This is a genomic window from Luteibacter jiangsuensis (assembly GCF_011742555.1).
Classification (GTDB): Bacteria; Pseudomonadota; Gammaproteobacteria; order Xanthomonadales; family Rhodanobacteraceae; genus Luteibacter; species Luteibacter jiangsuensis.
Window position 1 is genome coordinate 520377 of record NZ_JAAQQR010000003.1, and the last position, 15257, is coordinate 535633.

The 15257-nt window shown below is 68.3% G+C and carries 12 protein-coding genes; 11 read left to right on the top strand and 1 reads right to left on the bottom strand.

What is annotated here, in order from left to right; all coding sequences use genetic code 11:
- Positions 1-30 precede the first annotated feature (30 nt).
- Positions 31-2589, bottom strand: a complete 2559-nt coding sequence (locus HBF26_RS09215) for a penicillin-binding protein 1A (RefSeq protein ID WP_167125231.1) — start codon at positions 2587-2589, stop codon at positions 31-33.
- A gap of 235 nt (positions 2590-2824) precedes the next feature.
- Between HBF26_RS09215 and HBF26_RS09220 the strand changes: the two genes are divergently transcribed.
- The 11 genes from HBF26_RS09220 to HBF26_RS09270 all read left to right on the top strand — a co-directional run bounded on the left by HBF26_RS09220 (position 2825) and on the right by HBF26_RS09270 (position 15256).
- Positions 2825-3883, top strand: coding sequence for a type IV pilus assembly protein PilM (locus HBF26_RS09220; protein ID WP_167028361.1), 1059 nt, complete (start codon positions 2825-2827; stop codon positions 3881-3883).
- Positions 3883-4629, top strand: a complete 747-nt coding sequence (locus tag HBF26_RS09225) for a PilN domain-containing protein (protein WP_167125232.1) — start codon at positions 3883-3885, stop codon at positions 4627-4629. The genes HBF26_RS09220 and HBF26_RS09225 overlap by 1 nt, the downstream gene beginning before the upstream one ends.
- Positions 4626-5282, top strand: a complete 657-nt coding sequence (locus tag HBF26_RS09230; protein WP_167125233.1) for a type IV pilus inner membrane component PilO — start codon at positions 4626-4628, stop codon at positions 5280-5282. Before HBF26_RS09225 ends, HBF26_RS09230 begins: the two co-directional genes overlap by 4 nt.
- Positions 5282-5809 (top strand): pilus assembly protein PilP, encoded by a 528-nt coding sequence (locus HBF26_RS09235; RefSeq protein WP_167125234.1) that lies wholly within the window; start codon positions 5282-5284, stop codon positions 5807-5809. The genes HBF26_RS09230 and HBF26_RS09235 overlap by 1 nt, the downstream gene beginning before the upstream one ends.
- Before the next feature lie 19 nt (positions 5810-5828).
- On the top strand, positions 5829-8105 hold the full coding sequence (locus tag HBF26_RS09240) for a type IV pilus secretin PilQ (RefSeq protein WP_425482979.1): 2277 nt from the start codon (positions 5829-5831) through the stop codon (positions 8103-8105).
- 185 nt (positions 8106-8290) lie between these two features.
- Entirely contained in the window at positions 8291-9283 is a 993-nt protein-coding gene (locus HBF26_RS09245) for an AAA family ATPase (RefSeq protein WP_167125235.1), read from the top strand.
- The gene (locus HBF26_RS09250) at positions 9280-10200 is read left to right on the top strand and encodes a DUF58 domain-containing protein (RefSeq protein WP_167125236.1); all 921 of its coding nucleotides are present in this window, start codon (positions 9280-9282) and stop codon (positions 10198-10200) included. The genes HBF26_RS09245 and HBF26_RS09250 overlap by 4 nt, the downstream gene beginning before the upstream one ends.
- Entirely contained in the window at positions 10200-10682 is a 483-nt protein-coding gene (locus tag HBF26_RS09255) for a DUF4381 domain-containing protein (RefSeq protein WP_167125237.1), read from the top strand. The genes HBF26_RS09250 and HBF26_RS09255 overlap by 1 nt, the downstream gene beginning before the upstream one ends.
- The gene (locus HBF26_RS09260) at positions 10675-11655 is read left to right on the top strand and encodes a VWA domain-containing protein (protein ID WP_167125550.1); all 981 of its coding nucleotides are present in this window, start codon (positions 10675-10677) and stop codon (positions 11653-11655) included. The genes HBF26_RS09255 and HBF26_RS09260 overlap by 8 nt, the downstream gene beginning before the upstream one ends.
- Positions 11652-13547, top strand: coding sequence for a VWA domain-containing protein (locus tag HBF26_RS09265; protein WP_167125238.1), 1896 nt, complete (start codon positions 11652-11654; stop codon positions 13545-13547). Before HBF26_RS09260 ends, HBF26_RS09265 begins: the two co-directional genes overlap by 4 nt.
- Positions 13544-15256, top strand: a complete 1713-nt coding sequence (locus HBF26_RS09270) for a BatD family protein (protein ID WP_167125239.1) — start codon at positions 13544-13546, stop codon at positions 15254-15256. Before HBF26_RS09265 ends, HBF26_RS09270 begins: the two co-directional genes overlap by 4 nt.
- Position 15257: the final 1 nt, after the last annotated feature.

Consider the following 15257-nt stretch of genomic DNA (forward strand, 5'->3'; position numbering starts at 1 on the left):
TGTCAGGCGCGCGCCGGTGCGTGGCGCGCGTCAGAAGATGTCGTAGGCGTGTTCCTGCTGTTCCTCCTGTTGCTTCTGCGTCGCCTGCTCGCGAAGACGGTCGACGTCTTCAACCTTCATGATCTCGTTCATGCCGCCCGGCGAGGGCAGCCCCGTACCCGGGTCGATCTGCACCGTGGCGATGCCCGGCGGCATGGCGAGGGAGTGGGAAGGCTTGTCCTTGAGGACCGCGCCCATGTAATCCATCCAGATCGGCAGCGCGGCCTTGGCGCCGAACTCGCCGCGCCCCAGCGAACTGAAGTCGTCGAATCCGACCCACACCGCGGTGGACACGTCGCCGTTGAAGCCGACGAACCAGGCGTCGCGATGGTCGTTCGTGGAACCGGTCTTGCCCGCGATGTCGTCACGGCCCAGCGCCTTGGCCGCGGCGCCCGTGCCACGCTTCACCACGTCCTGCATGAGCGAGGTCACGAGGTAGTCGTTGCGCACGTCGATCACGTGCGGCGCCAGCTTCGGTGCTTCCGACGCATCGGCATGCGCGTCCGCCGGCAGCACGGCGTCGCCGGTGCCGCTGCCCGCGGCGGTGCCGGCGGTCGCGGGCTTGGCGGGAATGAGCGCCGTGGACGCCTGTGTCGGCGGACCGGGCGGTGTGGGATTGAGCAGACGTTCCTGGCAGTCGGCGCAGGCGCGTTCGGGATTGGCCACGTACACCGGATTGCCGTCGCGGTCGTCGATGCGCGAGATGAAATAAGGCGTGACCAGATAACCGCCGTTGGCGAACACGGCATAGCCGCGTGCCATGCTCATCGGCGATACCGAGGCCGTGCCCAGCGCCAGCGAGAGGTTCTGCGGCAGCGCGTCCGGCGTGAAGCCGAAGCGTGTCATGTAGTCGCGCGCATAACGCAGGCCGATCGCGTCGAGCAGGCGCACCGAGACGAGGTTCTTCGACTTCACCAGGGCCTCGCGCAGGCGCATGGGCCCGTCGAACTTGCCGTCATCGTTCGAAGGGGTCCACATGCCGTCCGGGCGGGAAGGATCGGGGAAGGCCACCGGCGCGTCGTTCACGATTGACGCGGGCGTGAATCCGCGATCGAAAGCGGCCGAATAAAGGTAGGGCTTGAAGCTGGAGCCCGGCTGGCGGGCCGCCATGACGGCGCGATTGAATTTCGAGCGCACGAAGCTGAAGCCGCCGACGAGCGCGCGTACCGCGCCATCTTCCGGGTCCAGCGACACCAGTGCCGCCTGCACGGCGGGAATCTGGGTAAGGCGCCATTCTAGCTTCGGCTCGGGCTTGGGCGCGTTGGCATCGGTGGCGACGTCTTCGTTGACCTCGTCCTTGGCGGCATGGAACAGCCGCACCACGTCGCCGCGCTTGAGCACCGCGTCCACGCGGGTCGGCGCCGCGCCTGCGCGGCCCTCGTTCACGTAGGGCCGGGCCCAGGCCATGGACTCCAGGCTGAGCGTGACGGTTTCCTTGGGCGAGAGGTACACCTTCGCCTCCTTCGCGCCTGTCTCCGTGACGATGCCGGGAATCATGCCCGCCACGCTTGTGTAGCCGGCGAGAACGCGGTCGTAATCGTCAGGACCGGCCTGGGCCGGCAGTTCCTCGTGACCCTCGGGGCCGCGGTAGCCGTGCCGGCGGTCGTAGGCGGAGAGCCTGCCGCGCAGCGCCTCGTTGGCGGCAGCCTGGCTGTCGCTGGGCACCGTGGTGTGCACGACGTAACCCTCGGTGAGGGCGTCGTTGCCAAGCTTCTCCAGCACCTGCTGGCGAACCATCTCGGCAAGGTAGGGTGCGTCCACCTCGATCTGCTGTTCGTGCGGGAACGCGTCGTTCGGTTCCTGGACGGCCTGGTCGTATTCGGCCTGGGTGATGAAGCGGTTGCTCAGCATCTGCCCAAGCACCCAGTTGCGCCGCGCGAGCAGCCGCTTGGGATTGTTGATGGGGTTGACCACCGACGGCAGCTGGAAGGTGGAGGCCAGCGCCGCGCACTCGGCCACGGTCAGCTGGTCGAGCGTCTTGCCGTAGTAATAGGCGGCCGCGGCCGCCAGGCCGTACGAACGGTGCCCGAGGAACATCTTGTTGATGTAGAGCTCGAGAATCTGGTCCTTGCTGAGCTCGTTCTCCATGCGCAGGGCGATGAACATCTCCGTGAGCTTGCGCGAATAGAGCTTCTCGGGGCTCAGGAAGAAGTTGCGTGCCACCTGCTGAGTGATGGTGGAGCCGCCAGGGCCCTTGTCGCCGCCGGACACGATCACATGGATGCCGGCACGCGCGATGCCGTGCCAGTCCACGCCCGGGTGGCTGTAGAAGTCGGCGTCTTCCGCCGACAGCACGGCGTTCTTCAGCCGCGCGGGTACGTCGGCGATATGCACCGGAATGCGCCGGGTTTCACCGAATGAGGCAATGAGGCGTCCATCGGAGCTCAGCACGCGCAGGGGCACCTGCATGTGGTAGTCGCGAAGCACAGCCACGGACGGCAGACGCGGGGCCAGCAGCCAGTAGGCGACGCCCACGGCGCCAACCACGAAAAGGATGCCGGCCAGGGCCAGGTACAGCGCATAGCGCAGCAGACGCTTGAGAATTCGCATGGAGGGGAAGGGGTCACCGCCTTGTGGGTCGGGGCCGAGTATAGAGCCAAGCCGCTGATCGGGCGGGGCCCCGGAATTCGACCGGGTGTTAAGGGCGTCCGCTAACCCGGTGACTGGATTTGTGAATTAGTGCCGGTAAGGCCCCCCTTGGGCCCGTTGCCAATCCGTTAAGGTTTAGGTTTAATGCCTTCGCGCCGAAGACCAATTCCGACAAGGCGCGGGGAAGGGGGACATCGTGGGGCTCTTTACACCGAAGGCGGCGCCGTTGATCGGCGTCGATATCAGTTCGACTGCGGTAAAGCTGCTTCAACTCAGCCAGGCCGGCGGGCGCTATCGCGTGGAGCATTACGCGGTGGAACCCCTGCCGCCGAACGCGGTGGTGGAAAAGAACATCGTCGAGGTCGAGGCGGTGGGCGAGGCCATTCGCCGTGCCCTGGCCCGGTCCGGCTCCAAGAGCAGGCACGCCGCGGCCGCGGTGGCCGGGTCCGCCGTGATCACCCGCGTCATCCCCATGTCGGCCGACCTTTCCGAGGACGACCTCGAAGGGCAGATCCAGGTCGAGGCCAACCAGTACATTCCCTACCCGATCGAGGAAGTGAGCCTCGATTTCGAGGTGCTGGGGCCCGTTCGCGACAATCCCGAGATGAACAACGTGCTCCTGGCCGCTTCGCGCACGGAGAACGTGGACATGCGCATCGCCGCGCTTGACCTGGGCGGCCTGACCGCCCGGGTCATCGACGTCGAGGCGTTCGCCATGGAGAACGCCTTCGGCATGGTGGCGGACCAGCTGGCGGTGTCCCGGGACGCCTTGGTGGCCGTCGTGGACATCGGCGCCACCATGACCACCCTGGCGGTGCTGAAGAACCAGCGCACCATCTATTCCCGCGAGCAGGTCTTCGGCGGCAAGCAGCTCACCGACGAGATCATGCGCCGCTACGGCCTTTCCTACGAGGAAGCCGGGCGCGCCAAGCGCAAGGGCGGCCTGCCGGAGTCCTACGAAGCCGAGGCCCTCGAACCGTTCAAGGAGTCGCTGGTGCAGCAGGTGAGCCGCCTGCTCCAGTTCTTCTTCGCCGGCAGCGAGTACAGCCGCGTCGACCAGGTGGTGCTGGCCGGCGGCTGCGCCGCCATCGACGGCATCACCGAACTTCTCGAACAGCAACTGGGTGTGCCTTGCGTGGTGGCCAATCCGCTGGCCCGCATGTCGCTGTCGAGCAAGGTACAGGCCCAGACCCTCGCCCAGGACGCTCCCGCCCTGATGATCGCCGTCGGCCTGGCCATGAGGAGCTTCGACTGATGGCACGCATAAACCTGCTCCCCTGGCGCGCCGAGCGCCGCAAGCAACGCGAGAGGGAGTTCTACATCCAGCTTGGCCTCGCCTTCGGTGCCGCGCTCGTGGTGCTGATCGCCTGGTCGTTCTGGATGGACGCCCGCATCGACAACCAGGGCGACCGGAACACTTACCTGCAAGGCGAAATCAAACAGCTCGACGACCGCATCGCGAAGATCAAGGATCTCGAGAAGGTTCGCGCCGACCTGCTCCAGCGCAAGCAGATCATCGAGCAGTTGCAGGCCAACCGCTCGCAGATGGTTCACCTGTTCGACGAACTGGTGAAGACGATTCCCGCCAGCGCGCGCCTCTCGGGCATGAAGCAGTCGGCCCAGTCGATGTCGCTGGACGGTGTGGCGCAGTCGAACTCCAGCGTGGCCGAGTACATGCGCAACATCGAAGGCTCGCCGTGGATGGGGCACGTCGATCTGCGCAAGACGGAAAACACCCACGACGGCTCGCGCATGCCGTATCGCTTCGGTCTCGACGTGCGCCTGAACAGCCCGTCGGACACCGCTGCGGATGCGGCGCCCGCCGCTGCCGGAGCGGCCGCTACCACGCCGGACGGCGGGGCCGCCGTGCCGGCACCGCTGGTCCAGGCCGCCCAATCCGCGACCGGCACGCCGGCACCCGCCGCCGCGAACCAGGCGCCTGCCGCGCCCGCACCGGCCAGCCCGCCTGCCGCGCCCGCGCCCGCAGGAGCCAAGCCATGAAATTCCTTGACGATCTGCGCAACCTCGATCGCCACAACGTCGGTGGCTGGCCGAAGTCGATCAAGCTCTTCTTCACCGGCCTCGTGTTCGTGGTGGTCCTGCTCGCCGGCTGGTATTTCCAGATCAGCTCCCAGCAGGACGACCTGGCGAACGCCGAGAGCCAGGAAGAACGGCTGAAGACGGAGTTCTCGGCCAAGCAGGCGAAGTCGGCCAACCTGGAAGCGCTGGAACAGCAGCTGGCCGACATGCAGGACATGCTGCGCACCCTGCTGCGCCAGTTGCCCAGCAAGACCGAGATGCCGGAGCTGCTCATCGACATCTCGCAGACGGCCCTGGCCGCCGGCATCGAGAACGAACTGTTCCAGCCCGGCCCGGAAACGCCGAAGGACTTCTACGCCGAGAAGCCGATCACCCTGCGCATGGTGGGCACCTACCACCAGTTCGGCACGTTCATCAGCGGCGTGGCCTCGCTGCCGCGCGTCGTCATCCTGACACTGCACGACGTGTCGCTTAGCCCGAAAGACGCGGGCAAGGACGGCAAGGGCGGCTCCGGCCTCCTGGTCCTGCAGGGGACGGTGAAGACCTACCGCTACCTCGACGACGACGAACAGCCGAAGAAGCCGGCGACGACGGCGAAGGGGAAGAAAAAGTGATGACCCGCCCTTCCGCCATCCTGCGTTCCCTCGGCCTCGGCGCGTTCGCGCTGCTGGCCCTCGCCGGCTGCACGCGCGGCACGTCCGACCTGCGCGAGTGGGTCGATGCGGAAAAGCACAAGAAAGGCGTGCCGATTCCGCCGCTGCCGGTCATCCGCACGTTCGAGACCTTCGCCTACCAGGACCAGGGCGCCCGCGATCCGTTCAGCCCCAGCTCGGCCGAAATGGACACCGCCGCTTCCAACGGACCACGGCCCGACGAGAACCGTCCGAAGGAGCCCCTGGAAATGTTTTCCCTGGACAGCCTGAAGATGGTTGGCACGGTTGGTGCTGGTGCCAAGCTCGAGGCACTCGTGAAAGACCCTGGCGGCGTGATCCACCGGGTCCACCGTAATGAATACATGGGGCAAGCCTACGGCCGGGTTACGGCCGTCGGGGAGGACCGTATCGATCTGGTCGAGCTGGTGCCAAACGGCGCCGGCGGTTGGATGGAGCGTCCGGCAAGCATCGCGGTCGGTGAGAAATAAGAACTCGGGGATGACGCACATGACGACCAAACTCAATCATCTGCCGGGTAGCGCGCGCCACCGGCCGCGGCGCTGGATCCTCGGCGCCGCCATGGCTCTCGCGGGAGCCTTCGCCGGCAATGCCGCGGCGGCGAACGCGCTGCAGAAGGTCAGCTACGACGCGCAGCCCGGCGGCCGCGTGGAGCTGACCCTGGCGTTCTCCGAACGGGCACCGGAGCCGAAGGTCTTTACGACCAGCAATCCGCCCCGCATCGCCATCGACCTGCCCGACACCGCGAACGCGTTCAGCACGCGTCATATCGACATCGGCAAGGGCGCGACCTCGGGCGTTTCGGTGATATCCGCCGGCGGCCGCACCCGCGTCACCGTGGAGCTGTTCCGGGATTCCGCCTACAAGACCCGCGTCGACGGCAAGAACCTCGTGGTCACGGTCAACAACGGTCCGACCGGCGCCACCACCACCACGGCCATCGTCTCGGATCCGACCAAGGCGCTGCCGTCCAGCGCCGGCACGCCGCTGTCGAACATCGACTTCCGCCGTGGCCAGAACGGCGAAGGCCGTGTGCTGGTGACCCTCGGCTCGGCCACGTCCACGCCGGAGATGCACCGCGAAGGCGACCATGTCGTGGTGAGCCTGCCGGGCACCTCGCTGCCACCGAAGCTCAACCAGCGCCTCGACGTGCTCGATTTCGCCACGCCGGTGCAGTCGATCGAACCCAGCTCCCGTCCGGGCGGCGCCCGCCTCGACATCCGTACCCGGGGCGAGGTCGAAGTGTCGGCCTACCAGAACGGCACCGAGTACGCCGTGGAAATCGCACCGAAGAAGGTCGCCGCGCCGACGGGCAAGGCCGCGAAGGGTCAGGAACCGACGTATTCGGGTTCCCGCCTGACCTTCAATTTTCAGGACATCCCCGTCCGCTCGGCCCTCCAGCTCATCGCCGACGAAGCCAAGCTCAACCTCGTGGCATCCGACAGCGTGGGCGGCAGCGTCACCCTGCGTCTCGTGAACACCCCGTGGGACCAGGCGCTGGACGTGATCCTGCGCGCCAAGGGGCTGGACAAGCGTCGTAGCGGCAACGTCGTGTGGATCGCTCCGCAGGCCGAACTGGCCAGCTACGAGCAGAGCCTCGCCGATGCCCGCCAGAAGGCTGAAGACTCCGCCGAGCTGGTGTCCGACTACATTCCGATCAGCTACGGCAAGGCGGAAGACATCGCCAAGCTGCTCACCCAGGGCAGCCTGCAGGGCGGCGGCGGTTCCACCGGTGGCAGCACCCGCGGCTTCCTCTCGCCGCGCGGCAGCGTCTCTTTCGACGACCGCACGAACACCCTGCTCATCAACGACACGCCGGACAAGATCCGCGACCTGCGCGAACTCATCGGCACGCTCGATCGCCCGGTGCAGCAGGTGCTGATCGAATCGCGCATCGTCGTGGCCACGGACCAGTTCACGCGCCAGCTGGGCGTGCGCTGGGGCGCCCAGGCGTTCAACCACAACAATGCCAACCAGATCATCGGTACCACCCCCGACCTGAGCAGCGGCGGCACCGGCACGACCGGCGGCGGCACCGGCGGACTCGTCACCAGCGTTCGCAACAGCGACGTGAACTACGCCAACGCGGTCAACCAGTACATCGCCAACGGTTCGACCGGTACGTTGCCCACCCGCCAGCCGTACACGCTGCCGGGCGGCTACAACGTCAACCTTCCGGTCTCCAATCCGTCGGGCAGCATCGGTCTCGCCATCCTCGGTGCTAACTACCTCGTCGACCTGGAATTGTCGGCGGCGCAGACCGAAGGCCGCAGCGAGGTGATCTCCAGCCCGCGCGTCATCACGGCGAACCAGCAGGAAGCCGTCATCAAGCAGGGTACGCAGATCGGCTACGTGACCTACCAGGCCTCCAGCTCGGGCGGCGGCGCGCAGAACGCCACCGTGCAGTTCAAGGACGCCGTGCTCGAACTGCGCGTGACGCCCACCATCACCGCCGACAGCCGCGTGTACCTGAAGATCAACGTGAAGAAGGACGCCCTCGCCGGCAACACGCCGTCGCCGGGCGGTGGCTTCGTCCCCTCGATCGATACGCGTGAGATCAACACCTCGGTGCTGGTCGACAATGGCCAGACCGTGGTTCTCGGTGGCATCTACGAGATCACCAAGACCAACACCACGGACAAGGTGCCCGGCCTGGGCGATATCCCCGGTATCGGCGTGCTGTTCCGCCGTACGAACCGCGGCAACAACAAGGCCGAGCTGCTGATCTTCGTCACGCCGCGCATCCTGAGCGATACGTTGCAGTAAGCCGCACCACGCTCCGAATCGAACGCCCGCCTCGCGCGGGCGTTTTTTTTGACCGAAAGGCGCAAGAATCAGGCAGTCGCAAGGGCCGCGTGGCTGTGCGGGGGTGGGGCCGATGACCTCCGGCCCTAAACTTATTGGCGGTGCTGTGGTCTGATCGGGCCTTCGCCTTGTCCGGGATGCCCACGATGTCAGCTACGCCCATTGCCGCCACGCCGCTCCAGGACGCCTTCGTCCGCCTGCGCGAGGACCTGGCCACCGGCATCATCGGTCAGCCGCACCTGGTCGAATGCCTGCTCATCGCCCTGCTGGCCGACGGCCACCTGCTGGTGGAGGGCGCCCCGGGGCTCGCCAAGACCACGGCGATCAAGGCGCTGGCCACCCGTGTGGAGGCCGACTTCCACCGCATCCAGTTCACGCCGGACCTGCTGCCGGCCGATCTCACCGGTACCGACATCTTCCGGCCGCAGACGGGCAGCTTCGAGTTCGAGCGCGGTCCGCTTTTCCACAACATCGTGCTGGCCGACGAGATCAACCGCGCCCCGGCGAAGGTGCAGTCGGCGCTTCTGGAAGCCATGGCCGAGCGGCAGATCACCATCGGGCGGCGCACCTGGCCGTTGCCGGACCTGTTCATGGTCATGGCCACGCAGAACCCCATCGAGCAGGAAGGCACCTTCGCGCTGCCGGAAGCCCAGCTGGACCGCTTCCTCATGCACGTGACCATCGGTTACCCCGATGCCGACGCGGAACTGGCCATCCTCCGCCTTGCGCGCGAACAGGCGCGCGAGACGCTGCATCCGGCGGCCAGGCCGGTGCACATGTTGACCCCGGCAGACGTATTCGCGGCGCGCGAGGCGGTGCTGGCCGTGCACATGGCGGAGCCGCTCGAGCTCTACATCACGCAACTGGTGGTCGCGTCGCGCGATGCCGGACGCTACGGCCAGGAGCTGGCCCGCTGGATCGCCTGGGGCGCGAGCCCGCGTGCCACGATCGCGCTCGATCGCTGCGCCCGTGCGCATGCCTGGCTGGCCGGCCGCGACTATGTCGTGCCGGACGACATCCACGCGATCGCGCACGAGGTACTGCGGCACCGCGTGCTGCCCAGCTACGAGGCGGAAGCCGAGGGCGTGCGCATCGATACCGTGATCGACCGCCTGCTGGACCTCGTGCCGCTGCCGTGAGCGCCGTGGCCCCCATCGCCGATGGGCGCGTCCATGTGTCGCTCCCGGAACTCATCGCTCTGCGTTCGCGAGTGGCGCGCGCCCCCGCGCCGTCCGTGACCTCGCGCGTGCAGCGCAGCGGCCAGCGGCCCAGCCGCCTGCACGGCCGCGGCATGGATTACGCCGAATCGCGCGTGTACCAGGCCGGCGACGATGTGCGCCGGATGGACTGGCGCCTCACCGCGCGAAGCGGCGTGGCGCATACCAAACTGTTCCAGGAAGAAAGGGAAGGGCGGCTGCTCATCCTGCTCGACACCAACGTCAGCATGCGCTTCGGCACGCGCACCCGCTTCAAGTCGGTGCAGGCGGCGCGGGCTGCCGCCATGGCCGCGTGGTACGCCGTGCGCGGTGCCGACCGCGTGGGCGTGCTGGCTTTCGGCGGACAGCGCCAGCTGTTGCGCCCGCAGGGCGGATCGCGCGGGGCACTGGCCGTGGCCGGTGCGCTTGCCGCGTGGGATGCGCTGCCGCCCGGCGAAGACGAGTCGTTATCGGCGGCGCTGCAGCGCGCCGGCCGGCTCATGCACGGGGCCTCCCGCGTGTTGCTGGTGAGCGACGGTTTCGCGGTGGATGCGGCGGCGCGCGGGCGCATGCTCGGCCTCGTCGCCAAGGCCGAGGTCGCGGTGCTCACCGTCGCCGATCCACTGGAGCTGTCCGAACCGCCGGCGGGCCGCTATCCCTTCGCCCATCGTGGCGTGCACTACGACGTGGTGTTGCAGGGCGAACGCCAGCGCAGCGACTTCGCGCGCAGCCTGGGCGAGGGCCATCGTCGCCTGGACGAACTTTGCGACAGCCTCGGGCTTCGCCATCGCACCCTCGACACGAGCGCCGATCCGCTCGATGCGGTCGTGGCCCTGCTCGGCACGGCAAGGGGACGCTGATGCCAGCCAACGGTCCCGAACTGCGCGACATCCACGTGCCGCACGTGTCCATGTGGTGGCCGCTCGCCCCGGGCTGGTGGCTGCTCCTTGCGCTACTGCTGGCTGCCGCGATCGCACTCACTGTTTTCCTGCGCCGGCGCGCGGCGTGGCGGCGTTTCGTGGATGCGTCGCTTGCGGATCTGCGCACCGCAACGGCGCGGCATGCGGAAGATGGCGACACGCTCGCCTTCGCCGCCACCGCGAGTCAGCTCGTTCGCCGCGTGGCGCGTTTCCGCGACCCGCGCAGTGCGACGCTGTCCGGTGCCGCATGGCGCCAGGCGCTTGCCGCCATCGCACCGGATCGGGACGTGTCGCGCCTCGCGGCATTGGACGAAGCGAAATACCGCCCGGTGGCGGACATCGACGTGCGTGAGACGGCGGCCGCCGTCGAGGCGTGGGTACGCAAGGCGCTGGCCAGGAGGCGCTCGCATGTCGCTGCCTGAGTTCGCATGGCCCTGGATGTTCCTCGCGCTTCCGCTGCCCTGGGTGCTGCGCCACGTGCTGCGTCCGCTGAAGCCGGCACAGGCGTTGAACCTGCCGCAGCCGGGCCTGTCCCTCGTGCAGTCCTCGCTCGCCCGCGCGCCTTTCGCGGCCACGGTGCTGCTGGCGCTTGCGTGGTTGTGCCTCGTAGTGGCGGCGGCGCGTCCGCAACACCTTGGGCCGCCGGAGCCGCAGCGTCGCAGCGGCCGCGCGTTGATGATGGCGGTGGATCTGTCCGGCAGCATGTCGCTCGACGACATGCAACTGGCGGGACGGCAGGTGACGCGGTTCGCCGCCGTGGAAGCGATCGCCGGCGATTTCATCGACCGCCGTGCGGGCGACGAACTGGGCCTGATCCTGTTCGGTTCGCAGGCGTACCTCGTCACGCCGCTCACGTACGACCTGGATGCCGTGCGCGCGCAGCTGCATGGTGCCGTCGTGGGTCTTCCAGGGCGGGAAACCGCCATCGGCGATGCCCTCGCCGTGGCCGTGAAGCGTCTTGTCGACATGCCGGAAGCGGCGCGCGTGGTCGTACTGCTGACCGACGGCGTGAACAACGCCGGTTCCATCGCGCCGCGCGAAGCGGCCCGCGCGGCCAAGGCGGCCGGGGTACGCGTGTACACCATCGGCATCGGCGCGAATGCGATGCGCGTGCCCGATTTCTTCGGGACCCGCGTCGTCAATCCTTCCGCTGACCTGGACGTGGGCATGCTCACCGACATCGCCAACCAGACCGGCGGGCGCTTCTTCCGCGCCACCGACACGGACCAGTTGGCGGCCGCCTATCGCGCCATTGACGAACTGGAGCCTGTGCCGCAGCAAGGTGCCGCGTTGCGGCCCCGCTTCGAACTCTTCCGCTGGCCACTGCTCGCCGCGCTGGTCCTGTTCGGCATCGCCGTGTTGCCCCGTTATGTGGGACGAAGGGCCGTCGCATGAAGACGTGGCTTGCCGATTTCCATTTCCTCGAACCGCGCTGGCTCTGGCTGCTGCTTCTCGTGCCCGTGCTCGCCTGGATCGGCAGCCGGCGCAAGGCGGGGGAGCGCATGCTCGCCCGCCTCGCCGATCCTGCCCTGCTGCCTTATCTGCTCGACGGCACGCCGTCCGCGTCGCGCGGCCCAGTCGCGGCATTTATCTGTGCCGCGGTGCTGGCCGTGCTCGCGCTCGCCGGCCCCACCTGGGACAGACAGTCGCAACCGTTGTTCGCCGAGCGTTCCGCGCAGGTCGTCGTCGTGTCGATGTCGCCTCATATGCTCTCGCACGATGTCGTTCCCGATCGCCTGAGCCGTGCGCGCTACAAGGTGCGCGAGCTGTACGCCGCCAATCGCGGCGGCATGAACGCGCTGGTGGCGTACACGGGCGAAGCTTTCACCGTGGCGCCGCTCACGACGGACGCGCACAGCGTGGACGACCTCCTCGCCGCCCTGGCACCGGACACGATGCCGGTGGACGGCGACGACCCCGCCAAGGCGATCGATATGGCGGCCGATCTCATCCACCGCGCCGACCTCCGCGGCGGCTCCATCGTGCTGGTGACCGACCGGGCCGACGCCGCCGCCGCGGCGGCAGCCCGGCGCGCGCGTTCGGCGGGCGACCGGGTTTCGGTACTCGGCATCGGCAGCGAACGCGGCGGCCCCATCGCGACCGACGACGGCGGGTTCCTGAAGGATGCGCGCGGAAACATCGTGATGGCACCGCGCGACGACGCATCGCTTGCTGCCGTGGCGGACGCGGGTGGCGGGCGTTTCGTCGCCGTCGCCGACGACGATTCCGACGTGACCGCCCTGGCCGGGCTTGCACACGGCGAAGGCGACGGCAAGGCCGTGGAAGGCGCCGCGTCGGGCCAATGGCAGGACCGCGGCCCATGGCTGCTGCTGCCCTTGTTGCCGATCGTGGCGCTCGCGTTCCGGCGTGGCTGGCTGCTGGTGTTCGCCTTGGCGCTGCTGCCGCTGTCGCCCGCACGCGCGGATGGCGTCACCGATGCCTTCCGCACGCGCGACCAGCAAGCCGCACGCGCGCTCGCCGCCGGCGACGCGCATCGCGCACAGGCCCTTGCGGAAGATCCTGCGCTGCGTGGTGCCGCCGCGTATCGCGCAGGCGATTACGCCGCGGCCGAGGCATCCCTCGCGCAACGCGGCGACAGCGACTCGCAGTACAACCTCGGCAACGCGCTGGCGAAGCAGCAGCGCTACGAGGACGCGCTGGCTGCCTACGATCGCGCGCTGAAAGCGAATCCGCACAACGAGGACGCCGCCGCGAACCGCAAGGCCGTGGCCGACTTCCTGAAGAAACAGCAGGAAGAGAACAAGCAGAACCAGGACAAGCAGGGCGGCAAGGGCGGCCAGGACAAGGATCCGAAAAACCAGTCCGGTGAGCGCAACCAGCAGCAGGGCCAGCAGGACGGCAAGGACGGCCAGCAGGGCGAACAGGGCAAGCAGTCCGGTGCCGACGGCAACGGGAACGGTCAACAGCAGGGCAATCAGGACAAGGCCGGCGAGGGCGAAGGCGGCGATCGCAGCAAGGACAACGGCAAGGCCCAGGCGCCGCAGGGCGACGCCGAAGCGAAGTCGCAGGCGGAACGCGCACAGGCGCAGGAAGCGCAGCAGGCGCTGAAGCAGAAGATGGACGAGGCCCTCGCGGCGAAGAAGGCAGCGCAGGACAGCGGTAAGGAGCACGACCTCGGTGCCGTCTCCAGCGACGACGCGTCCTCGAAGCTGCCTGCCGATGTGCGGCGTGCGCTGATGCGTGTGCCCGACGACCCGGGCGGTCTGCTACGGAGGAAGTTCATGCTCGAATACCAACGCCGCCATGGCGCGGAGCCGGAAGAATGAACGTGCGCAGTATCCTGCTCGGCATCGTGCTGGGATGTTTGCCGTGCCTTGCCTGGGCGCAGGACGCGGCGCCGGTGGCGTCGCTCGACCGCAGCAAGGTCGGTGTGGGCGAGACGGTCACGCTCAATATCGAGATTGCCGACCAGACGACCGAGTCGCCGGACCTTTCTCCGCTCACCCCGGATTTCGTGGTGCTCGGCACGTCCACGAACCACACCTTGAGCATCGTCAACGGCAGGCGCGAGTCACGCACCATCCTGGGCATCGCGTTGCGCCCGCGGCGCGAGGGTCACCTCACCGTGCCGCCCCTCAGCATCGGCGGCCAGCAGACGCAGCCCGTGTCGCTGGACGTGGTGGCTTCCAACGACACCGGTCCCGCAGCGGCCGACCGGCCCGTGGTGCTGGAAGGCACGGCAGATCCGACCAAGGCCTACGTGGGCCAGCAGATCGACTACACCTTGCGCCTCTATTTTGCGGTGAACCTCGCCGACGGGCAGTTGGGCGATCCCTCCGCCGAAGGCGCCGAGGTGCGACGCATCGGGCAGGACGCGAATTACCAGGCAATGCGGGGCGGCCGCCGGTTCAACGTCGTCGAACGGCACTACGCCATCTTTCCGCAGCACGCCGGCACGCTCGAGATCCAGCCACCCACGTTCCAGGGCACGGCCGTGGACCCCACTGACGCCAACTCTTTCTTCGGTGCTGGCGAACCGGTGAATGCCGTTGCCGAAAAGCTCCGCGTCGAGGTGAAGGGCCGTCCGGCGTCCGCCACCGACGGCGCCTGGATTCCGGCTCGCGACCTGAAGCTCGCGCTCGACGGATTGCCGCCCGACGGCAAGGCGCGCGTCGGTCAGCCGATCACACTGACCATGCGCCTCAGCGCCACCGGCATGCCGTTCGAAGCGCTGCCCGCGTTGTCGCTGCCCACCCTGGACGGCGCCGACGTCTATCCCGACAAGGCAGTGACCGGCGGCGGCGTGAGTGGTCCCTGGGTGACCGGTCGCCGCCAGCAGGGCTTCGCGGTGGTTCCCACCCGGGCGGGCACATTGCATATCCCGGCCACCACGCTGCACTGGTGGAACGTGGTCACGGACAAAGCCGAGGTCGCCACCGTGCCCGCGCACGATATCGTGGTGACGCCGGGGGGCGCGGCGAGTGCCGCACCGCCCGCCAACCCGGCCGCGAAGGCGCCCGCAGCGGATACGCCGGCACCGGCGCCCGCGTCTGCCGGCACCGCGGCGACGTCACCTGTTCCCGTGACCGGCGATGCGATGCCCTGGCGATGGTTGTTCGTGGGCGTGCTCGCGCTGTGGCTCCTGACGCTTGCCGCATGGTTCGTGTTCGCCCGGCGTCACCGCTTGCGCAAGCCGGCGACCACGCCCGCCGATGCCGAGGCACCCTTGCGCGAACGCGCGGCACACAAGCGGTTCCTTGAGCTGGCGGCCGGTAACGATCCGGCGGCCATCGAGCGGGGGTTGCTGCAATGGGCTCGCGCGGTCCGCCCGAGCGTCCGTTCGCTGGGCGGTCTGTCGGACCAACTTCGCGACGGCCCGCAAACGCAGGCCATCGCGGCATTGCAGCGTGCGCGTTTTGCGGACGGTCCCGTTCCGGGTGCGGCGCTGCGCGACGCCTTCGCCAAGGGATTCGACTGGAAGGTATCGCCGCCCGCCGATACCGCCCCGGGCCTGCCGCCGCTCTATCCCCGCTAAG